Annotated in this window: 16 protein-coding genes and 1 pseudogene; 9 read left to right on the top strand and 8 right to left on the bottom strand. The window is 71.8% G+C overall.

Going from position 1 to position 21,573, the window contains the following annotated elements; all coding sequences use genetic code 11:
• The first annotated feature begins 52 nt into the window (after positions 1 to 52).
• Positions 53 to 1,993 carry a helix-turn-helix domain-containing protein gene (locus tag ACIBBB_RS07740; protein ID WP_398979817.1) on the top strand — a complete coding sequence of 647 codons (1,941 nt, stop codon included), beginning with the start codon at positions 53 to 55 and terminating at the stop codon, positions 1,991 to 1,993.
• Positions 1,994 to 2,043: 50 nt separating this feature from the next.
• Here ACIBBB_RS07740 and ACIBBB_RS07735 read toward each other — a convergent pair whose 3' ends face one another.
• Together ACIBBB_RS07735 and ACIBBB_RS07730 are read right to left on the bottom strand one after the other, a co-directional pair.
• A complete protein-coding gene (locus tag ACIBBB_RS07735) occupies positions 2,044 to 3,552 on the bottom strand; it encodes a phosphoesterase (RefSeq protein WP_398979815.1) in 1,509 nt (502 codons plus the stop codon).
• Positions 3,553 to 3,699: 147 nt separating this feature from the next.
• Positions 3,700 to 4,634 (bottom strand): annotated as a pseudogene (locus ACIBBB_RS07730) (L,D-transpeptidase family protein).
• A gap of 215 nt (positions 4,635 to 4,849) precedes the next feature.
• On the opposite strand from ACIBBB_RS07730, the gene ACIBBB_RS07725 reads away from it, so the two are divergent.
• The 5 genes from ACIBBB_RS07725 to ACIBBB_RS07705 all read left to right on the top strand — a co-directional run bounded on the left by ACIBBB_RS07725 (position 4,850) and on the right by ACIBBB_RS07705 (position 10,643).
• Positions 4,850 to 6,082 carry a lipid II:glycine glycyltransferase FemX gene (locus ACIBBB_RS07725; protein ID WP_398979812.1) on the top strand — a complete coding sequence of 411 codons (1,233 nt, stop codon included), beginning with the start codon at positions 4,850 to 4,852 and terminating at the stop codon, positions 6,080 to 6,082.
• An 83-nt stretch (positions 6,083 to 6,165) separates the two neighbouring features.
• A complete protein-coding gene (gene murJ / locus ACIBBB_RS07720) occupies positions 6,166 to 7,791 on the top strand; it encodes a murein biosynthesis integral membrane protein MurJ (protein ID WP_398980071.1) in 1,626 nt (541 codons plus the stop codon).
• A gap of 22 nt (positions 7,792 to 7,813) precedes the next feature.
• Positions 7,814 to 8,497 (top strand): response regulator, encoded by a 684-nt coding sequence (locus ACIBBB_RS07715; RefSeq protein WP_398979810.1) that lies wholly within the window; start codon positions 7,814 to 7,816, stop codon positions 8,495 to 8,497.
• A complete protein-coding gene (locus ACIBBB_RS07710; protein ID WP_398979807.1) occupies positions 8,494 to 9,993 on the top strand; it encodes an ATP-binding protein in 1,500 nt (499 codons plus the stop codon). Before ACIBBB_RS07715 ends, ACIBBB_RS07710 begins: the two co-directional genes overlap by 4 nt.
• On the top strand, positions 9,990 to 10,643 hold the full coding sequence (locus ACIBBB_RS07705) for a hypothetical protein (protein ID WP_398979805.1): 654 nt from the start codon (positions 9,990 to 9,992) through the stop codon (positions 10,641 to 10,643). Before ACIBBB_RS07710 ends, ACIBBB_RS07705 begins: the two co-directional genes overlap by 4 nt.
• Before the next feature lie 75 nt (positions 10,644 to 10,718).
• Here the strand turns inward: ACIBBB_RS07705 and ACIBBB_RS07700 are convergent, their stop codons facing one another.
• The 4 genes from ACIBBB_RS07700 to ACIBBB_RS07685 all read right to left on the bottom strand — a co-directional run bounded on the left by ACIBBB_RS07700 (position 10,719) and on the right by ACIBBB_RS07685 (position 15,123).
• Positions 10,719 to 12,818 (bottom strand): xanthine dehydrogenase family protein molybdopterin-binding subunit, encoded by a 2,100-nt coding sequence (locus ACIBBB_RS07700; RefSeq protein ID WP_398979803.1) that lies wholly within the window; start codon positions 12,816 to 12,818, stop codon positions 10,719 to 10,721.
• The gene (locus ACIBBB_RS07695) at positions 12,815 to 13,843 is read right to left on the bottom strand and encodes an FAD binding domain-containing protein (RefSeq protein WP_398979801.1); all 1,029 of its coding nucleotides are present in this window, start codon (positions 13,841 to 13,843) and stop codon (positions 12,815 to 12,817) included. Before ACIBBB_RS07695 ends, ACIBBB_RS07700 begins: the two co-directional genes overlap by 4 nt.
• Entirely contained in the window at positions 13,840 to 14,484 is a 645-nt protein-coding gene (locus tag ACIBBB_RS07690; protein ID WP_398979799.1) for a 2Fe-2S iron-sulfur cluster-binding protein, read from the bottom strand. The genes ACIBBB_RS07695 and ACIBBB_RS07690 overlap by 4 nt, the downstream gene beginning before the upstream one ends.
• Before the next feature lie 126 nt (positions 14,485 to 14,610).
• A complete protein-coding gene (locus tag ACIBBB_RS07685) occupies positions 14,611 to 15,123 on the bottom strand; it encodes an ATP-binding protein (RefSeq protein WP_398979797.1) in 513 nt (170 codons plus the stop codon).
• Between the two features lie 141 nt (positions 15,124 to 15,264).
• On the opposite strand from ACIBBB_RS07685, the gene ACIBBB_RS07680 reads away from it, so the two are divergent.
• Entirely contained in the window at positions 15,265 to 15,840 is a 576-nt protein-coding gene (locus ACIBBB_RS07680; RefSeq protein ID WP_078078626.1) for a TerD family protein, read from the top strand.
• 202 nt (positions 15,841 to 16,042) lie between these two features.
• A complete protein-coding gene (locus ACIBBB_RS07675) occupies positions 16,043 to 17,608 on the top strand; it encodes an MGH1-like glycoside hydrolase domain-containing protein (RefSeq protein WP_398979794.1) in 1,566 nt (521 codons plus the stop codon).
• A 22-nt stretch (positions 17,609 to 17,630) separates the two neighbouring features.
• Here ACIBBB_RS07675 and ACIBBB_RS07670 read toward each other — a convergent pair whose 3' ends face one another.
• Positions 17,631 to 18,644 (bottom strand): zinc-binding dehydrogenase, encoded by a 1,014-nt coding sequence (locus ACIBBB_RS07670; RefSeq protein WP_398979791.1) that lies wholly within the window; start codon positions 18,642 to 18,644, stop codon positions 17,631 to 17,633.
• Positions 18,645 to 18,734: 90 nt separating this feature from the next.
• On the opposite strand from ACIBBB_RS07670, the gene ACIBBB_RS07665 reads away from it, so the two are divergent.
• On the top strand, positions 18,735 to 20,450 hold the full coding sequence (locus ACIBBB_RS07665) for an IlvD/Edd family dehydratase (RefSeq protein ID WP_398979789.1): 1,716 nt from the start codon (positions 18,735 to 18,737) through the stop codon (positions 20,448 to 20,450).
• A 38-nt stretch (positions 20,451 to 20,488) separates the two neighbouring features.
• Here the strand turns inward: ACIBBB_RS07665 and ACIBBB_RS07660 are convergent, their stop codons facing one another.
• Positions 20,489 to 21,469 carry a YihY/virulence factor BrkB family protein gene (locus tag ACIBBB_RS07660; protein ID WP_398979787.1) on the bottom strand — a complete coding sequence of 327 codons (981 nt, stop codon included), beginning with the start codon at positions 21,467 to 21,469 and terminating at the stop codon, positions 20,489 to 20,491.
• Positions 21,470 to 21,573: the final 104 nt, after the last annotated feature.

Genomic DNA, 21,573 nt, shown 5'->3' with positions numbered 1-21,573 from the left:
CGCGGCCCTACTCGCGACGCCGCACCCATGCCCACCTGGAGGTGATCACCGTATGCTCGCCGACGTGACAGCTCCAGGCACCCGGCACTCCGTGGCCGCCCTCCGCCGGCTGCTCGATCTGCTGGCGCGGGGTGCGCCCACGGAGGAGTTCGCCGGTCCCGCCGCCGACGCCCGTGAGGCCGGCGTGCGGGGCGGGGAACTGGCCGCGATCACCGAAGCGACCGATGTCGCCCTGCGGATCAGGCGGACCCTCAGCCAGCACAGGCGCCGCGAGGCCCAGCTCACCGCGCTCTTCGACACCGCGAGCGACCTGGCCGCGCTCCGGGACCTGGACGCGGTGCTGCGTGCCATCGTCCACCGGGCCAAGCTGCTGCTCGGCACCGACGTCACGTATCTGTCCCTCAACGACGAAGCCGCCGGTGACACCTACATGCGGGTGACAGACGGGTCGGTGGCCGCCGCGTTCCAGCAGGTGCGGCTCGGGATGGGCGAGGGCCTCGGCGGACTCGTCGCACAGACGGCGCGCCCGTACGCCACCGGCGACTACCAGCGCGACACCCGCTTCCACCACACCACCACCATCGACAGCGCCGTACTCGACGAGGGTCTGCGCGCGATTCTCGGTGTGCCGCTACGGGTCGGCGCCCGGATCATCGGGGTCCTGTACGCGGCCGACCGCGCACCCCGCGAGTTCGCCGCCGAGGAGGTCGCCCTGCTCTCCTCGCTGGCCGACCACGCCGCCATCGCCATCGACGGCGCGCGGCTGCTGGAGGAGACCCGGGCCGCGCTGGTCGACCTCAACTCGGCCTCGGAGACGATCAGAACGCACAGCAGCGAGATGCGCCGCGCCGAGCAGGCTCACGACCAGCTCACCGACCTCGTCCTGCGGGGCGGCGGAGCCGACGACGTGGCCGGGGCCATCGCCGACATCCTCGACGGCGGGATCCTCATCCACGACGCGGACGGCGCCGAACTCGCCCGCGCCCGCGCCGAGTCGCTCGCTCCACCCGCCCCGGCCGTCGCCGCCTCCAGGGCCAGCGGCCGGGCGGTCCCCCTGAACGGCACGTGGGTCTGCGCGGTCCTGGCGGGTCCCGAACTCCTCGGCAGTATCGCCCTCACCGGGCACGCGGACCTCGCGGACGTCGACCGGCTCCTGTTCGAACGCGCCGGGGTCGTCACGGCACTGCTTCTGCTGCTGCGCCGCTCGGTCGCCGAGGCCGAGGACCGGGTACGCGGTGAACTGCTCGGCGACCTGCTCTCGCGCTCCGGCGATCCGGGCGCGCTGTCGGCGCGGGCACGGCGGCTGGGTGTCAATCTGGCCCGCAGGCACTGTGTGTTCGTCGCGGACAGCGAGACCGCGGACCGGCACCGTCTGCTGGCCGTGGCCGCCAGACACGCGCAGGCCGGCAGGGGTCTGGCCGGTATCCATCAGGGACACGTGGTGCTGGTCGCGCCGACCGACACCCCCGGGCCCGGCGCGCGCAGGCTCGCCGCCGAACTCGGTCAGGCGGTCGGCTCCCCGGTCACCGTCGGCGCCGCGGGCCCGGCAGCCGGCCCCGCCGAACTGCCCACCGCCCACACCGAGGCGCGCCGGTGTCTCTCCGCCCTGCGCGCGCTGGGCCACACCGGGCACGGCGGGGCGACCGACGACCTCGGCTTCGTGGGCGTCCTGCTGGGCGACCGGCCGGACCTCGGCGGTTACGTGCGCGCCACGCTCGGCCCCGTACTCGACTACGACGCCGAGCGCGGCACCGACCTGGTGGGGACGCTCGACGCGTACTTCGCGGAGGGGGCGAGCCTCACCCGGACCAAGACCGCGCTGCACGTCCACGTGAACACGGTGGTGCAGCGGCTCGAACGGGTCGGCCGGCTGCTCGGCCAGGACTGGAACTCCCCGGCCCGCTCCCTGGAGATCCAACTGGCCCTGAGGCTCCACGGGTTGACGCGGGGGCCGGATCTGACATCGCCCGACGTCGATCACCGGACGGGCTGAGATCCGCCCGTCCGGCGACCGATGAATCAGGCGCTTCCCCGGGACAGGACCTAGCGGACCTTGACGAAGACCGGGTTCGAGTAGAACCACAGGTCGTCCCACGGGCTCTCCAGACCGTCCGCGAGCGGCTCGGCCTCGTCCGTGCTCGTACCGCGGACGCGGGCGTACATGTCGCTGTCCACGTCGCGCAGGGTGTGCTTGATGACGTACTCGTCGCCCTGCTTGCGCCAGTCGCTCTTGCCGAACCGCGCCACGACCTTGGTGGTCGGGTTGGTGTCGGAGTCGCGGTCGTCGCTCCTGCCGGTGATCTTGCCGGTGATCAGGTCGACACGACGCACCTCGGGACGGTCGCCGTTGGCGTTCTTTCCGTCCAGCGGGCGGAACCTGATCTCGATCTCGACGTCCGTACGGCCCCGGTTGCTGATCGTGATCGACTCGCCCACGGATGCCTCGTTGCCCCGGTTGCTCGCCGTGACGTCCAGGGTCCGGATGAGGTCGCCGGTGCCGACCCAGATCCGGCCGTTGCGCAGACCGTCCATGATGTCGGCGTAGTCCTGCCGCGCCAGCACGTGGGTCTTGCTGTACTCGCCCGGCCAGAAGTCGGAGCCGCCGCGCGTCCAGTGCACGTGCGAGTCGGACGTCGCGGTGATCCACCAGCGCCGGCCCTCGCCGAGCAGCGCGTCCCACAGTCCGCCGACACGCGCGGTCATCTGGTCGAAGCCGCCGTGGGTCGGGTAGTTGCCGTAGCCGCCGCGGTCGCCGCCGTTGAGCGGGCCGGCCTGGTGGCCGGGAGCGCCCTCGAAGCCGACGTAGATGTCGGGGGCGACATCGTTGCCGTTGCGGAACTCGCGGGGGGTGTCCTGACCGTAGACGCCGAGGCCGGGCGCGGAGCGTGAGGCGTGGTGGGCGATGACCAGCGGCTTGCGGCTCATGTCCTTCGCAGCCTTCAGGAACTCCACCATCTTGGCCTCGGTGTCACGGCCCGGGTCGGCGGGGAACGGGTCGAACTTGGCGAAGCGCGACTCCAGCTCGAACAGCTGCCGCGCCTCGTCGGTGTGGTGCGGGATCATCAGCGTGTGGTGGTCGAGCGCCGGGGCGTCGAACTCCATGCCCCAAAACTGGAGCACCTCGGGGACGAGCACGCGCGAGCGCAGCAGGTCGGGGTAGGCCTGCTCAAGGTTGACCTTCGAGTGCGTCGGACCGCCGTGGTCCGTGCACATGGCCCAGCTGAGGCCGAAGTTCTTCGCCATGATCGCGTTGGTCACGATCGGGTAGACGGCGTCGCCGCCCTTCTGGAACACGGGCGGGTTCTTCGTCGTGTCGAACGAACCGCTGTACTCCGAGTGCACGTGGTGGTCGCCGGCGCGCCAGGAGCGTCTGCCGGAGTCACCGGACTGGCCGGACTCGCGGTTGTCGTCATCGTCCTCGTTGCCGAAAGCGACGCCGGCGCCCACGATCGGGGCAGCCGCGGCGAGCGTCGCACCGACGCCCGCGTACTTGACGAGCCGACGCCGCGAGAGTGCCGAGCGCCCGGGGTCTTCGGAGTTCTTGTCCTTCACGGATTGAAGCCTTTCGATCTACTTCCGGCGCGGGGGGTGCCAACCGCAGAGTCTCGGAGATCAAACAGAACACCGAGTGAACGGAGGCAGGGCCCATCGAGAACAACGAACGCTGCCCCCTACAGGGAAAGTCCGGCCCCCGCGCGCTCAGTCCAGGGCGCTCCGCTCCCGCCACTCCTTCCACGACAGATTCCAGGCCCCGAAGCCGTTGCCCGCCTCGACCGTGCCCTTCGTGTCGGCGCCCTTGATCTCGAACGGATCGCCCACGCGCACCTGCCGGTACACCCAGGCGGCGTCGGCGGAGTTCATCCCGATACAGCCGGAACTGCGGTTCGCGACGCCCATGTGGCGCGAGTTCCACGGCGCCGCGTGCGCGTACATGCCGGACCAGGTCAGCCGCATCGACTGGTCGACCATCTTGTCGTAGGCGTCACCGAGGCCCACCGTCTCGGAGTTCATGTTGATCGTGCCCTCCTTGGCCATCAGCACCGCCGTGCCGCGCCAGGACCGCTTGTCCCCGCCCGGGGTGCCGCCGGAGACCGGGATCTCGCGTACGGTCCCGCCGTCCCGTTCGAGGGTGAGGCGGTGGCGGTCCAGATCGACCTTGACCACCTGGCGGGCACCGATGGTGAAGGTGGTCGAGTAGTCCCGAACGAACCAGCCGCCGCCGCCGTCCCCGTCGTGCCGCCCTTCGTCCGGGTCGCCGCCTTGACGGTGTACGAGGCGCCGGGCACCGCCTTGCGGTCGGAGACCCAGACCATGCTCTTCGGCTCCATCGACCCCTTGAGGATCCGGCCCCGGTCGTCGGTGACCGTGACGGATGTGAGCGTGCCGCCGTGGGCGGTGACCTTCACCGGGTGCCCCGCCTCGGCATTCTGTCCGCGCGGGGTGACGGTGACGGTGGCCGGGCTCTCGGCGGCCCGGCCTGCCCGGCCGGCCTTGCCGTCCCCGGCGTTCCCGGCGTTCCCGGCGTCCTGCGTACCGCCCGCGGCGGCGGACGAACAGGCGGTGAGTGAGGCGGCGAGCGAGACGAGTACGACCGGAGCGATCGCGAGGCGCACGGCTCGGTGGCGTGGGTTCAGTGGCTGACGCAACGGAGACCTCCGTCGGAAGGCAGTGGGACAGCGCGACTCTAAGCATGTGAAACCCGCAGGTGAGAGGCGTGCGGGCAATGTGACGGGCACTGATGGAGAACGGTCGTCGTCCCGTCGCATTCGGCCCGCGAAGCGGTCATGGACCGCTGTGAGCATCCTCGGCGTCCCCGCGGACAGGTCGGGGTGGAAGAGAGGCTCACACTGTGGCAGCGCTCCTTGTGACGGCCGGCCGGACCGGCCAGAGCCAAGGCGGCCGGGATCTACGGCTGGAACCCGTCACCGCCCACGCGTACCGCGCGTTCCTCGCCTCCCGTACGGGGGCGGCCCTTAGTCCCGGATTCCTCCAGTGCCCCTCGTGGGCCGAGGTCAAGGACGGCTGGCGGCCGTTGCTGCTGGGCTGGGGACCGGCCGAGGGACCCGCGGATGGAATCGCACCGGGAGCCGCACCGGGAGCCGGGGGGCTCACCGGCGTGGCGCTGGTGTTGCTCCGTCAGCTCCCCGGCACCCGGCGGTACTTCGCCTATCTGCCCGAGGGACCCGTCGCCGACTGGGCCGATCCGGACATCGACGCCTGGCTCACACCGCTGCTGCGGTACCTCAAGGGCGCCGGCGCGTTCGCCGTACGGATCGGCCCCGCGCCCGCGCACCGCCGCTGGCACCCCGGCCCGCTGAAGTCGCGGACCGGAACCGCCAGGCGCCTCGCCGATGTCCTCGACTGCGAGGTCGACCCGCTCGGTACGGCGGTCGCCGAACGGCTGCGGGCCCGGGGCTGGCAGCGGTGCGGCGACGACACGGGGGACGGCGGGGACGCGCAGCCCCGTCATGTCTTCCAGGTGCCGCTCGCCGGCCGCACCAGCGACGATCTCTGGTCGGGGCTCAACCAGGAGTGGCGGCGCAACGTGCGCCGCGCGCGGAAGGCGGGGGTGGAGGTGGTCGTGGGCAGCGCCGCCGAACTCCCCGACTTCTACCGCCTGTTGTGCGTCACCGAGAAGCGTGACGGCTTCCGGCTGGGCCGCTCACAGGCGTACTACGAGCGTCAGTACGCCGCGCTCAACGCGGAGGAGCCCGGCCGGATGAAGCTCTATCTCGCCCGTCACGAGGGCGAGATACTCGCCGCGCACACCATGATCACCGTCGGGCGGCGGGTCTGGTACCAGACGGGGGCGTCCGCCGATCACCGGCGGGAGGTCCGCCCCTCGAACGCCCTTCAGTGGCGGATGATCCTCGATGCCCACGCGACGGGCGCGGAGGTGTACGACATGCGCGGGGTACCCTCCACTCTCGATCCGGCGGATCGTTCCTTCGGGCTGCTGCGCTGGAAACTCGGCACCGGGGGACAGGTCGTCGAGACGCTGGGGGAGTGGGAGAGACCGTTGGCCGGGACAACCAACCACGCGCTGTACCGCGCGTTCCAGGCATACCTGGCCCGCCGGTGAGCGCCACGTCCGTCGCGAGGCCGGGAGAGCCGGCGCCGCCCACCGCGCCGAGCGAACCGTCCGTCGCGCGCAGCGGCGTGATCATGGCGGCCGGGTCAGTGGTGTCGCGCGCCGCCGGATTCGTCCGGTCCGCCGTGGTCGCCGCCGCGCTCGGCGTCGGGCTCACCGCCGACGGTTACGCCGTCGCCAACTCCGTCCCCACGATCGTCTACATGCTGCTCCTCGGCGGCGCCCTGAACGCCGTGTTCGTGCCCGAACTGGTCCGCGCGGCCAAGGAGCACGAGGACGGCGGCGCCGCGTACACCGACCGGCTGCTCACCGTCTGCGTCGTCGCCCTGCTCGCGATCACCGCCTGCGCCGTGTGGGCCGCGCCCGCGCTCGTCGACGCGTACACCGGCTACACCGGTGAACAGGCCACGATGACCGTCGCGTTCGCCCGCTACTGCCTGCCGCAGATCTTCTTCCTCGGGGTCTTCACCCTGCTCGGTCAAGTGCTCGGCGCCCGGGGCCGGTTCGGCTCGATGATGTGGACGCCCGTCCTCAACAACGTCGTCGTCATCGCGGTGTTCGGCCTCTACCTCGCGACGGGCGACGGAGGAGAACTCACCGGCACGGAAACGGCGCTCCTCGGCTGGGGCACCACGGCGGGTATCGCCGTCCAGGCGCTGGCGCTCCTGCCCGCCCTGCGCGCGGCCCGGTTCCGCTGGCGGCCCCGCTTCGACTGGCGGGGCAGCGGACTGACCAGACCGCTGCGCGCCGCAGGCTGGCTGGTACTGCTCGTGCTCACCAACCAGGGCGCGTACTGGGTGGTGACCCGGCTGGCGACTCTCGCCGGCGGCCGGGCGGCGGGCGAGGGCATCGACGGCGGCGCGGGCTTCAGCGCGTACAACAACGCCTATCTGCTCTGGGCCGTACCGCACGGGATCGTCACCGTCTCGCTGGTCACCGCCCTGATGCCGCGGATGAGCCGGGCCGCGGCCGACGGTGACCGGGACGGTGTACGGCGCGACGTCTCGTACGCCCTGCGGAGCAGCGCGGCGGCTGTCGTGCCGGCCGCGTGCCTCCTGCTGGCCCTCGCGCAGCCGCTGATGGCGGCCGTGTTCCAGTACGGGCGGACCGACGCGCGCGACATCGCGGTGATGGCCGGGATCCTGGTGGCGTTCGCGCCCGGACTCGTCGCTTTCTCCGGGCAGTACGTCCTCTCCCGTGCCTTCTACGCGCTCTCCGACACCCGCACCCCCTTCCTTCTCAACCTGGTGATCGCCGGGCTCAACGCGGGCCTGTCGCTGGCCGCGTACGCGCTGCTGCCGGCCCGGTGGGCCGTGACCGGGATGGCGGGCGCGTACTCGGTCGCCCTGGTGGCGGGATGGGTGGTGACGGCGCTGGTCCTGCGCCGACGACTCGCGCCCGTACCCGCGACCGCGCACGAGCCCGGCCACTACGGCGCCCGGACGCCACGTTCCGGGCTGTGGCGGTCCGCCGCCGTTGCCCACACGCGGTTGCTCACCGCCGCCGTACCGGCCGCCGTCCTCGGCCACCTCGCCGCCGCCCGCGCGGCGCCGGCGGGCGCGTTCACCGCCTGCGCCGCGGGCGCCGCCGTGGTCGGCCTGGTCTTCGTCCTCCTCGCCCGCCCGCTCCGGCTCACGGAACTCGACAGCCTGATCACCGGCCTCACCCGCCGCCTCGTCCGACGCCCCAACCGGCGCTGAGAACCCCTGGGACAATCCGCCAATGCCACGCGTGCTCCTCATAGAAGACGACCCCTCCGTACGCGAAGGGGTCGAACTGGGCCTGCGCCGCCGGGGCCACGAGGTACGGACCGCCGCCACCGGCGAGGCCGGCCTCGTCGCCCTCGACGAGTTCCGCCCCGATCTGCTCCTGCTCGACCTCATGCTGCCCGGCGTGAACGGCGTCCAGGTCTGCCGACAGGTCCGCGAGAACAGCCAGTTGCCGATCATCATGCTCACCGCGCGCGGCGACGACTTCGACGTCGTCGTGGGCCTGGAGGCGGGCGCCGACGACTACATCGTCAAACCCGCCCGTACGGAAGTGATCGAGGCCCGCATCCGGGCCGTGCTGCGGCGCATCGACGAGCCGGGCAACGGACGGCCCGCCGTGGAGTTCCACGGTGAACTCAGCATCGACCGCACCGGTCTCACCGTCACCAAGGCCGGCCGGCGTCTCGCGCTCGCCCCCTCCGAGATGCGTCTGCTGCTGCATCTGAGCGCGGCACCGGAGCAGGTGTTCAGCCGGCAGCAACTGCTGGAACACGTGTGGGAGCACAGCTACCACGGCGACGCCCGGCTGGTCGACGCGTGCGTGCGGCGGCTGCGCAACAAGATCGAGTCGGAGCCGGGCAACCCCCGGTACATCCAGACCCTGCGCGGCTTCGGCTACCGCTTCGGACCGCTGTGAAGGGCCTCCGGACCGGCCGGCCCGCCACCCCGTTCAAGCTGCGCACCCGCCTGGTGCTGGCCTTTCTGCTCGTGGCTGTCGTCAGCGCGGGCACCACCGCCACCCTCACCTTCCGTGAGGCGCGCAACAGCGTCCTCAGGACGGCGCAGGACACCGCCGTCTCGTCCTTCCGCGAACAGGTCCAGCAGATCGGTGTCGGGCTGCCCGTGGAGGACGAGGACGCGCTGGCGGAGGTCCTGCGCGACATCGCCCGCAAGGGCAAACCGCACACCTGGATCGTCTTCGCCGAGTACGGCACCCTGCGGGCCTCCTCCGGCACCAGCCCCACCTCCACCGTGATCACCCCCGAACTGCGCCGCAAGACCGTGGGCTATCCGCACGGCAGCTTCGAACGGGTCGTCAAGGACGGCGTCCCGTATCTGACGATCGGCATGCCCACCGTCTTCAAGGTCGGCGTCGAGGGTGTCCTGTCCACGGGGCTCGTCCTGTACGCGGTGATGCGCATGGACCAGGAACAGACGCAGGTCGACGCGCTGATCACCGCCGCCAGGGACGGCGCGGTGCCCGGACTCGCGATCGCGCTGCTGCCCGCGCTGCTCGCCGCACGGAGCGTCCTGCGCCCGGTCCGCGAGCTGCGGCGGGCCGCCCGCAGCATGGGCAGCGGCCGGTTCGACACCCGTATCCCGGTCCGGGGCAGTGACGAACTCGCCGATCTGGCCCGTACGTTCAACGAGTCCGCCGGAGAGATCGAACGGTCCGTGGACGAACTCCAGCGCGCCGAGGCACGTGCCCGGCGCTTCGCCGCCGACGTCTCGCACGAACTGCGCACCCCTCTCGCCGGGATGCTCGCCGTGACGGAGGTGCTCGACGAGGACGCGGGCCGGCTCGACCCCGACACGGCGCAGGCGGTACGGCTGATCAGCGCCGAGACCGGAAAGCTCGCCGTGCTCGTCGACGACCTGCTGGAGATCTCCCGGTTCGACGCGCGCGCCGCCGAGCTGAACACCGACGAGGTGGACGCGGCCGAGACCATCGCCAAGACCCTTCAGAACCGGCGCTGGACCGACCAGGTGCGCACCGAACTGCCGGAGGGCATCCGGGCCCGCCTCGATCCGCGCCGGTTCGACATCGTCGTCGCCAACCTCGTCGGCAACGCGCTGCGGCACGGCGGCGCCGGTGTCACCGTACGGCTGCGCACGAGGGAGCGCGAGGACGGTACGGGGCTGCTCGTGATGGAGGTCGCCGACCGGGGACCCGGCATACTGCCCGAGGCGCTCCCGCACATCTTCGACCGCTTCTACAAGGCGGAGGCGGCCCGCACCCGTTCGACGGGCAGCGGGCTGGGACTCGCGATCACGCGGGAGAACGTACGGCTGCACGGAGGCACCATCCACGCCGCCAACGCGTCCCGGGACCGCACGGGAGACACCGGCGCGGCGACCGGCGCGGTCTTCACCGTCGAGATACCCCTGAACGCGGGGGAGGGGCCCGCGTGACCCGCTCGGAACGCCACCCTCGCGCCGCGACTCCCTTTCTCCCCGGCACCGTTCTCCTCGCCGCGCTGCTCCTCACCGGCTGCGGCATCCGCTCGACCGACGCCATCGACGCGGGTGATCCCGCCACCATCCAGGTGTTCCCCAGCCGCGAGGACCGGACGCTGCTCTTCTTCCGCTCGGGAGGAGCGCTGATGCCCGTGGCCCGGCCCGGCGCGTACGAACCCCCGCCGGACCCGGCGAACCCGTCGGACCAGCCGGCGACGGATCCGCGGACGGCGGGTACCAAGACCCTCGTCGCGCTCTTCGCCGGACCGCTCCCCGCGGAGCGCGCGGTCGGACTCACCGACGGTCTGCCCGACCTGCCGGATCTGCCGGACCTGCCCGGCGGCGACCGGGGTGAGGCGCCCCGGGTGGAGCTGACCAAGGACGCCCGGACGCTCGCCACGCTGCCCTTCGCGCTCAGCAGCCTCGACGACACGGCTGTAAGGCAGGTGGTGTGCACCGTCGCGTTCGCGCGGGACGCCGAGGGCAGAGAGCCGGTGCTGCTGCGGGGCACGGACGGCACTCTGGAGTCGGCCAACTGTGACGCCGACATCGATCTGGGCGTAGAGCCACGCCCGGCGTTCAGGCCGGACGCGGACATCCCCTGACGCGATCGCCCCGGGGCAGCGCCGGGCGGAGGGTGTCTTCCTCCGCCCGTGTCCGTCCCTGACCGCCCGCGTCCGTCAGGCCAGATGCGGCAGCAGCTTGTCCGGTCGCATCGGCAGATCGCGCAGGCGGACTCCCGTCGCGTGACGTACCGCGTTGCCGATCGCCGCGGCCGAGCCGACCATGCCGATCTCGCCGATGCCCTTGCTGCCCATCGGGTTGAGATGCCGGTCGTCCTCCTCGATCCAGTACGCCTCCAGTGAGCGCGCGTCCGCGTGGGCGGGGACGTGGTACGAGGCGAGGTCCCGCTCCGCGAAGTCGCCGGCGACGGGGTCGATCGTCGTTCCCTCCATCAGCGCCATGCCCAGCCCCATCGTCATCCCGCCGATGAACTGGGAGCGCGCCGTACGGGGGTTGAGGATGCGACCGGCTGCGAAGACCGCCAGCATCCGGCGGACCCGGATCTCGGCCGTGTCCGTGTCCACCTGTACCTCGACGAAATGCGCGCCGTAGGCGTGGCGGGCGAACTCCGTTCCGGCCCCCACCTCCTCCGTGGTGTCGGCGCTCGCGGACAGCCCCTCGGGAGGCACGGTGCCGCCCGCCACGTCGATGCGTGCGCGCAGCGCCCGGCACGCCTTGTCGACGGACCAGCCCCACGAGCCGGTGCCCGAGGAACCGCCCGCCAGCGGGGCCGGCGGCAGATCGCTGTCGCCGATCTCGATCCGGACCCGCTCCAGGGGCGCGTGGAGCGCGTCGGCGCCGATCTGGGCGAGCACGGTGCGGGCTCCCGTACCGATGTCCGTGGCGTTGACCCGTACCTGGAAACCGCCGTCCGCGTCGGCGCGCGCCTCGGCCGTGGACGGTGCGATCAGCACCGGGTACGAGGCGGCGGCGACGCCGCTGCCGACCAGGAAGCGGCCCTCCTTCCGCAACCCGGCACGTGGATCACGGTCGCCCCAGCCGAACCGCCGGGCCCCCTCGCGCAGACACTCCACAAGATGACGGCTGCTGTAGGCACGGCCCGAATCCGGCTCGTGCGACGGCTCGTTGCGCACCCGTAGCTCCACCGGGTCCACCCCGGTGGCCAGCGCCAGCTCGTCCATCGCCGACTCCAGCGCGTACATGCCCGACGCCTCGCCCGGCGCGCGCATCCACGACGGTGTCGGCACATCGAGCGCGGTGACGCGATGAACGGTGCGGCTGTGCGGTGAGGTGTACATGGTGCGGGCGGGCGTGGCGGCCTGCTCCACGAACTCCTTGACCGTGGAGGTGTACGTGACCACCTCGTGGGCCAGCGCGCTGATCACCCCGTCCCGGCCCGCGCCGAGCCGCACCCGCTGGATGGTCTGCGGGCGGTGCCCCACGACAGCCGGGAGCTGGGAGCGGTGCAGCGCCAGCTTGACGGGGCGCCCGACATGCCGGGCCGCCATGGCGGCCAGCACCGGCTGAGGGCGGGGCGTCCCCTTCGAACCGAAGCCGCCGCCGACGTGTTCGCTGATGACGGTGACGTGTCCCGGGTCGACGGCGAAGAGCGCGGCCAGCGTCTCGCGTACGGTGCTCGATCCCTGGCTGGAGTCGTACACGGTCAGCCGCCCGTCGTGCCACTGGGCGACGGAGGCGTGCGGCTCCATGGGGTGGTTGTGCATCGGGTCCATGGAGTACGTGACGTCGACGGTGACCGGGGCGGCGGCGTAGACGGCGTCGAAGTCACCGCGCTCCCGGGTGCCGGGATGCCCGCCGTTCGCCATCTCCGGGGAGTAGAGGCCGGGGTGGTCGGAGGTGAGGACGACATCGTGGTCCTCGGTCACGTAGGAGACGCGCACGGCATCGGCCGTGGCGCGTGCCGCCTCCAGCGTCTCCGCGACGGCGACCGCGACGATCCAGCCCCGGTGCGGCACGCGGTCGTCGCGCAGCACACCCAGGGTCGGGTCCTCGGGGTCGCCGATCCGCGGCGCGTTCTCATGGGTCAGTACGGCGACGGCCCCGGGCTCGGCGAGGGCGGCCGCCGTGTCGAAGGACGCGATCCGGCCGCGGGCCACGGTCGCGGGCACCGGCCACGCGTAGAGGCAGCCGGGCGGGGTGTGCTCGGCGGAGTACCTGGCCGTGCCGCCGACCTTGGCCAGGCCCTCGATCCGGACGGCGTCGGAGCCCAGGGCGCGCTCCCGGCTGGTTGTCATCGGTCTCCTCGGCGGGGGTCTGTGTGGTCGGTGGCGGAGGCGGTGGGGTCGGCCAGCTCGGTGAGCAGGCGGACGGCGAGATTGCGGGCCATCGGGACCTTGAAGCCGTTGTCCCGCAGCGGCCGGGCGGCGGCGAGTTCGGCGTCCACCGCATGCCTGAAGGAGTCGGGCGTGGCCGGCTCGCCGCGCAGCGTGGCCTCGGCGGTGGTGGCCCGCCAGGGCTTGTGGGCCAGCCCGCCGAAGGCGAGCCGCACGTCCCCCACGACACCGTCGCGCACGTCGAGCACCACGGCGGCCGAGGCCAGCGCGAAGGCGTACGAGGCGCGGTCCCGGGCCTTGCGGTAGGCGGACGGCAGCCCGGCGGCCGCCCCGGGAAGCCGGACGCCGGTGACGAGTTCGCCCGGCCGGATCACCGTGTCCTTCTCGGGGTGGTCGCCGGGCAGCCGGTGGAAGCCGGTGAGCGGCACGGTGCGTTCGCCGTCCGGGCCCAGCAGCAGGACATCGGCGTCGAGGGCGGCGAGCGCGACGGCCATGTCGGAGGGGTGCGTCGCCACGCACGCCTCGGAGTGCCCCAGCACCGCGAGATCGCGGTGGACACCCTCCCTGGCCGGACAACCGGTGCCGGGCTCCCGCTTGTTGCACGCCTTGGTGACGTCCTGGAAGTACGTACAGCGGGTGCGCTGGAGCAGATTGCCGCCGGTGGTGGCCACGTTGCGCAGCTGTCCCGAGGCGCCCGCGAGCAGTGCCTGCGACAGCGCCGGGAAGCGCGTGCGGACGGCCGGGTCGGCGGCGAGATCGCTGTTGCGCACGGTGGCGCCGATGAGCAGCCCGCCGTCGTCGGTCACCTCGACGCGGTCGAGCGGCAGCCGGGCGACGTCGACCAGATGGCCGGGGGTCTCGACCCCGAGCTTCATCAGGTCGACGAGATTGGTGCCGCCGCCGAGGAAGCGGGCCGCCGGATCGCGGGCGAGGAGGGCGACGGCCTGCGCCGGATCGGTGGCGCGTTCGTAGGTGAAGGACTTCATGAGGTCACGTCCGCCTTGCTCGTACCGCCGGTCCAGGTCTTGCTGCCCGGCGTGCCGGTGCTGATCGTCGTACTCGTCCGCCTCGTCGTACCCGCGACGTCCTGGACGGCGGCGAGGATGTTCGGGTAGGCGGCGCAGCGGCAGATGTTGCCGCTCATCCGTTCGCGGATCTCGTCGGGGGTGAGCGGCACCGGTTCGCCCGGCGGTGGGCCGTCCGCGGCGGTGACGTGCGACGGGTGTCCGCCTGCTGCCTCGGCGATGACGCCGACCGCCGAGCAGATCTGGCCGGGAGTGCAGTAGCCGCACTGGAAGCCGTCGTGGTCGAGGAACGCCTGTTGCAGCGGGTGCGGCCGGCGAGGCTCGTCCGTACCGCCGGCGGGGGCGTTCGCGGCGCCGGACAGTCCTTCTACCGTGGTGATACGGGCGCCGCTCTGCGCGACGGCCAGAAGAAGGCAGCTGTTGGCGCGCCGACCGTCCACGAGGACGGTGCAGGCGCCGCACTGGCCGTGGTCGCAGCCCTTCTTGGGGCCGGTGAGATCAAGGTGCTCGCGCAGCGCGTCGAGGACCGTGGTCCGGTTGTCGAGCGTCAGTCGGCGCGGGGTGCCGTTGACGTGGAGCATCACTTCGGAGGTGTGCGGCATCACCGTCGGGTATCCCTCGCGCACTCCCCGCAAACGAGCCTCGCCGGGGACCACTCGATCGGCTCCGGCCCGCTGAGGCGACCTCGGGCCGGGCCTCGGCGAGGCTTGTTCCTGCCGGGCCGGGCTCTACGCCCCGTCGGATCGGGCCGCGAGGCGGACCTTGATCCGCTTGCCCACGGGCTCCCGGCGGACGTCGTATCCCTCGCAGAGCGCGATGACGATCTCCAGCCCGTGCTGCCCGATCCTGCCGGGTTCGGCGGCGCGGGGCACCGGCAGTGTGGAATCGGTGTCCCACACGGTGATCTCCACGACGTCCCCGTCGAAGACCAGATCGAGGAGGCAGGGGCCGGGCGCGTACTTGCACGCGTTGGTCACCAGCTCACTGACGACCAGCTGCGCCGTACCGATCACGCGCGACGGCACGGTCCGGCCCTGATCCGTCCGTACGTTCCCGAGGAAGTCGGCCGTGAAGCGGCGTGCCTCCCCGATCATCCCCGAGTCCCCGTCGAACACGGCGCCCCGGCTGAGGACCCGTCCCGTCGCCGGGCAGCGGTCCTCGGTCACTTCCATCTGCCCGTCCATGGCGTTGTTCCGTTCCCCCGTGACGGCCCCTGGGAGCCGGCTCTTCACTCTGTTCATGCCACCGCCTGCCCCGCTTCAGCCACTTCAGTCCCAAGGGAGGGCAACGAACCGTACGAGCCTGGTCGATACCGGGACCGTCGGTCGTACGGTGTTATAGATTTTGATCCACTTTTCAGTCACGAACAGCAGGAGGAGATTGTGGGCGTTTCCCTGGGCAAGGGTGGCAACGTTTCGCTGAGCAAGGAGGCTCCCGGCCTGACCGCCGTGCTCGTCGGCCTCGGATGGGACGCGCGCAGCACGACCGGTGCCGACTTCGACCTCGACGCGAGCGCGCTGCTCGTGAACAGCGCCGGCCGGGTGCTCTCCGACCAGCACTTTATTTTCTACAACAACCTGACGAGCCCCGACGGTTCGGTCGAGCACACCGGTGACAACCTCACCGGTGAGGGCGAGGGCGACGACGAGTCGCTGAAGGTGAACCTCGCGGGTGTTCCCGCCGACGTCGACAAGATCGTCTTCCCGGTCTCGATCCACGAGGCGGGATCCCGCGGCCAGAGCTTCGGCCAGGTCCGCAACGCGTTCATCCGTGTGGTGAACCAGGCCGGTGGCGCCGAACTGGCCCGCTACGACCTCACGGAGGACGCGTCCACCGAGACCGCGATGGTCTTCGGCGAGCTGTACCGGCACGGTGCGGAGTGGAAGTTCCGCGCCGTCGGTCAGGGCTACGCCTCCGGACTGGCCGGTATCGCGGCCGACTTCGGCGTCAACGTCTGACCGCAGGCACGACGAAGGCGAGAAGCAGGCGCGAGCTCGGAAGAAGAACACGAGCACGAGCGGGACGGCGGCGGACGAGGACTTGTCCGCCGCCGCCCGGCTTGAACACCGCTGATCGCCCCGCTCATTGACAGCCCGTCATGTCACCGCGAACATCCACTCGGTGTGTGTGCATGACAACGGTGTCGATGGGGGAGGCCGCATGAGTTCGGACGAGCGAGGGCACGGACCGGCACGACGACACATCCTGCGGGCAGGAGCCGTCGCCGGACTGACGGCGGCGGGTATGGCGGTCGCCGCGGCCCCCGCCCTCGCCGCGCCAGGACGCGCAGGCGCCGGTCGTCCGCGGATCGAGTTCGGTGGATCCCACGCCCGGGAGGCGCTGTTGGGCGGCGCCTACCGCGCGGCGCTCGACAATCTCCTCGACATCAACACCGTCCCCTACGACCCGGCCGAGTACAACCAGACCGGCCTCATGACCGACCCGCCCGGCGTCTTCATCCGGGCCGGCGGCGGCTACGAACAGCCCTGGACCCGCGACGCCTCGGTCAACTCCTGGAACGCGGCAAGCCTGTTGTCACCCGACGTCGCCCGTAACACCCTGTGGTCGGTCTGCCGCCGACAGGACGACGGCACGCTCGTCGTGCAGCAGGACAACCAGTGGTGGGACCAGATCGTCTGGGTGATCGCCGCCCGGAATCACTATCTGACCACCGGGGACCGTCGGTTCGTCACCGACGCCCACCAGGCCGCCCTCAACACGCTGCGGCTCAACCGGGATCGGCACTTCAACGAGGAGTACGGCCTCTTCGAGGGCCCGGCCTTCATGCAGGACGGCATCGCGGGCTACCCGAGCCCGCCGTACGACCCCGAGAACGGCTCGTCGTTCGTGCTCGACCACCCGGACACCGACACCATGATGTGTCTGTCGACCAACTGCCTCTACCACGCCGCGTATCTGGCCTGCGCCGACATGTCCGACGTGGTGGGCGACAGATCCGTGGCCGGTGAACTGCGCGGCGCGGCGGCCCGGTTGCGTACCGCGATCGACTCCCACCTCTGGCGGCCCGAGGCCGACAGCTACGGCTACCTCATCCACGGCTCGGGCGAGCGCGTCGGCCAACTGGAGACGTATCAGGAGGGGAACGGGCTCGCGTTCGCCGTGCTGTGCGGGGTCGCCTCCCGCGCCCGGACGCACGCGCTGCTCCGCACCACCCACCGCCAGCCGCGCGGTGTGGTCAACGTGTACCCGCACTTCTCCGGCTTCGACGACGAACGGCCGGGCCGCCACAACGTGATCGTATGGCCGATGACGGTCGGCATGTGGGGGCACGCTGCGGCGGTCGGCGGGCGGGTCGACCTGTTCGGGCAGGCGGTCGTCGACATCGCGACCCTCCAGCGCCCCGACGGCCACTTCTGGGAGATCTACAACGCCAAGTCCGGTGCGGTGGACGGTGGTTGGCAGAACGAGCGGCAGTGGGAGTCGGAGGAGGACCAGACCTGGTCGGCCACCGGATATCTGAGGCTCATCCACCAGGGCCTGTTCGGCATGCGCTTCGAACACGATGGGCTGCGGTTCACCCCGAGCCTGCCCGCGGGCTGGGGACCGGTGACGCTGCGCGACCTGTGCTACCGGGACATGACGCTGGACATCACGCTCACCGGCTCCGGCAAGCGCGTCGTATCGACGAAGGTGGACGGGCGCCGGGCCGACACCGTTCCCGCCGGTCTGCGCGGCCGGCACCACGTCCGTATCCAACTGGCCTGACGCGGAACCGGCCCCCGGCCGCTCACAGCCGGGGGTCGACCTGGATCTTGGGCCCCGGTCCGGCCCCCTCGGGCCGGGCGCCCGCCAGCACCTGCGCCAGCGACTCCAGCGCCACCGTGCCCGCGACCAGCGGACGCGGATCGACCGCGCCCGACGCGTAATGCCCGATGGTGCGGGCGAGGGCGGGCGACGCGCTGAGGACACCCACGGCGGTGACGTCCTTGAGCACCAGGGCGCGCGTGTCGATCCGGCTCGGTTCGCTCGCCAGACCGATGTAGACGACGCGCTTGCCCGGCTCGACCAACTCCAGCGCGCGCGCCGGAAGACGGGCGGCGTTCGACGCGTCGATCACGGCGTCGAAGGGCAGATCGGGGAGCCCGTCGGCGGTCCAAGCGCCGTGCACCCCCACGGAGCGGGCGAAGTCCAGGGATGCCTCCGTCAGCCCCTGTACGTGCACTTCCGCGCCCCGCGCGAGTGCGAACCGCGCCGCGAGCAGACCGATGGCGCCGGGACCGAGCACCAGCAGCCGGTCTCCGGGGGAGAGAGCGGCGGCCTCGACGGCGCGCAGCGCGTTGCCGCCCGGCTCGACCATGGCGCCGGCCGTCGCGTCGACACTGTCCGGCAGGGCGTGCAGCGAGGAGACGGGGACGGCGACCTGCTCGGCGAGCGCGCCCGGCCGACCGTGCCGGATGCCCAACTCGTAACGGTCCTCGCACACATGGTGCAGCCCGCCGGCACACCGCCGGCAGTGCCCGCACCCGAGCATGGTGTCCCCGGTGGTACGCCGCCCGAGCCAGCCCGGTTCGACACCCTCGCCCACGGCGGAGACGGTGCCGCACCACTCGTGGCCGATCCGGACCGGGTACGCGGCGTGCCCGTCGTGCAGATAGCTCATCTCACCGGTGTAGAACTCGATGTCGGTGCCGCAGACACCCACCCGGTCGACGTCCACGACGACCTCGCCGGGCGCGGCGACCGGCGGTTCGACGTCCCGCACCTCGCACCGGCCCGGCCCGGTGATGACAAAAGCACGCAAGGACGACCTCCAGAAGGCGCGGCCGGACGGCGGGTGGGAGGGCGGATGCGCCCTTCCCCGGTACGGCTCGGGAAAGTTAGGGTGCCAGCCATGCCGGAGCAGCGCAGCTCTCAGTGGTACGCGGGAACGGACCGGAACGCCTACATCCACCGGGCGTGGATGCGCCGGGGACTCCCCGCGCACGCCTTCGACGGACGCCCGCACATCGCGATCGCCAACACCGCCTCCGATCTGACGCCCTGCAACGCCCACCTCGGTGAGGTCGCGGAGAGCGTCAAGCAGGGCATCTGGGAGGCCGGCGGCGTCCCGATGAACCTCCCGGTCGTCTCCCTCGGCGAGACGCTGGTCCGACCCACCGCCATGCTGTGGCGGAACATGGCGGCGATGGCGACCGAGGAGATGCTGCGGGCCAACCCCATCGACGGCGTGGTGCTGCTCGGCGGCTGCGACAAGACCATCCCGTCCCTGCTGATGGCCGCGGCCTCCGTCGACCTGCCCGCCGTCGTGGTGCCCGGCGGTCCGATGCTGACCGGCACGTTCCGCGGGAAGCCGCTGGGCTGCGGCACGGACGTGTGGAAGCTCAGCGAGGAGGTGCGGGCCGGAACGCTCTCCGAGGAGGAGTTCCTGCGCTCCGAGTCCTCGATGATCCGCAGCCGTGGCCACTGCAACACCATGGGCACCGCGTCGACCATGGCGTGCGTCGCGGAGGCGCTGGGCACCACCGTCCCCGGCGTCGCGGGCATCCCCGCCCCGGACAGCCGGCTGCTGGAGAGCGCCCACGGCACGGGGCGCCTCGTCGTGGAGATGGTCGCCGAGGGCAGGCGCCCCAGCACGACGCTGACCAAGGGGTCGTTCCTCAACGCGACAGTCGCCCTGGCCGCCGTCGGCGGGTCGACCAACGCCGTCGTGCATCTGCTCGCCATAGCCGGGCGGCTCGGCATCGACCTCACGCTCGACGACTTCGACCGCACCGGATCGGGCGTACCGCTCCTGGTCGATCTTCAGCCCGCCGGACGTCATCTCATGGAGGACTTGCACCGGGCCGGCGGTCTGCTCGCCGTCCTGAACGAGGTGCGGGACCTGCTCGATCCGGAGGCGCTCACCGTCACCGGCAGGCCGCTGGTCGACCACCTGGACGGCGCGCGGATCTGGGACGACTCCGTCATCCACCGCCGCGCCGAGCCCTTGCAGGCGGACGCCGGGATCGCCGTGCTGCGCGGAAACCTCGCCCCGTCGGGCGCCGTCATCAAGCCCGCCGCCGCCTCGCCCGAGCTGCTGAACCACCGGGGCCGGGCGGTCGTCTTCGACAGCGTCGAGGACATGCACGCCCGTATCGACGACCCGGATCTCGACGTCGACGCGACGTCGGTGCTCGTGCTCCGGGGCTGCGGTCCCAAGGGCTATCCGGGGATGCCCGAGGTGGCGAACCTGCCGCTGCCCACCAAACTGCTGGAGCAGGGCGTACGCGACATGGTGCGGATCTGCGACGGCCGGATGAGCGGGACGGCGTACGGCACCGTCGTACTGCATGTGGCGCCCGAGGCCGCGGCGGGTGGGCCGCTGGGACTTTTGCGCACGGGGGACTGGATCGAGCTGGATGTCGCCGGGCGGCGCCTGGACGTGGACGTACCCCCGGCGGAGCTCGAACTGCGGCGCCCCGCCGAGGAGATGACCGGTGCCTTCGCCGCCCCGGCGCGCGGCTGGGAACGTCTCTATGTCGACCATGTCATGCAGGCCGACACCGGCGTCGACCTCGACTTCCTTGTCGGGTCGAGCGGCCACGAGGTGTCGCGCGAGTCGCACTGAGCGCGGTCGGCCGGTCCACGCCGCCCGTCAGACGTGGTTCAGACATGGTCCGGATCGCCGCCGTGCCCCGGATCGGGATGCACCGGGTCGTGCTGTCCGGCTCGCGCCGACTCCAGCTGCGCGGCCAGCGACAGCCCCAGGAAGAGGGATATGCCCGCCAGTTGGGACCAGAGCAGCAGCGCGACGAACGCGGTCAGCGGCCCGTAAACCGAGCCGAACGACCCGCTGAAGCCGACGTACAGAGTGAGCAGCCACGTCGCACCGACCCACAGCAGCAGATGCACGGCGGAGCCGAACGCCAGCCACGTATAACCTGGTTGGTCGCGGCGCGGGGCCCAGCGGAACAGCACCGCCGAAGCCAGCCACGTCAGCAGAATGCCGACCGGAATCCGCAGCCACCCCCAGACGTCCTGCGCCGACTGGCCCCACTGGAACGTCTCCGCGAGCGCGCCGCCGACCGCCTTGCCGCCCACCAGGATGAGGAACCCGCCGACCAGCGGCAGCCCCGCCGCGACCGCGAGCACCAGTGCGCGCCCGTACTTGGCGAGGAACGGGCGATCCCGCTCCACCCCGTAGATACGGTTCGCGCCCCGCTCGATCTGAGCCATCGCCGACGCGAGATTCAGCGTCGCGAACCCCAGCCCCAGCCATACGGCCAGCTCACCGCCGGGACCCGAACCGGCCCCGCCTTCGGCACGCCCGAGCGAGGTCCGGACCAGATCCGCGCTGGGACCCGGCGCGATCCGGGTGAGCGTCAACTCGACCACGCGGCCCACACTCTCCGTATGCAGCGACGTCGCGACGCCCACCAGCGCGATGCTGAACGGCAGCAGCGCCAGGACGAACTGGAAGGCGAGCGCCCTGGCGATGCTGAACCCGTCCGCGTAACGGAACCGCAGGAACGCGTCGCTCAGCAGCTTGCCCCGGCCGTACGTGCGCAGTGCCGCCCACGCCTCGTCGCCCGAAAGTTCTTCCCCGATCATGTCCCGGGTCTGTGGTACCCGCACCACCGTGCCCATCGTGCCCCCGACTCGAATTGATCTGCCGACGACGGATTCTCGCAGGCGGGCGGATATGAGAGGTTACTCGGGGGTTCGGTGTGGATCCCGGCAGAGGTGGCCGA

The organism is Streptomyces sp. NPDC051217 (genome assembly GCF_044455465.1).
Taxonomy (GTDB): domain Bacteria; phylum Actinomycetota; class Actinomycetes; order Streptomycetales; family Streptomycetaceae; genus Streptomyces.
Note: the sequence above shows the minus strand (reverse complement) of the source record. Positions and strands in the feature narration are given on the sequence as shown.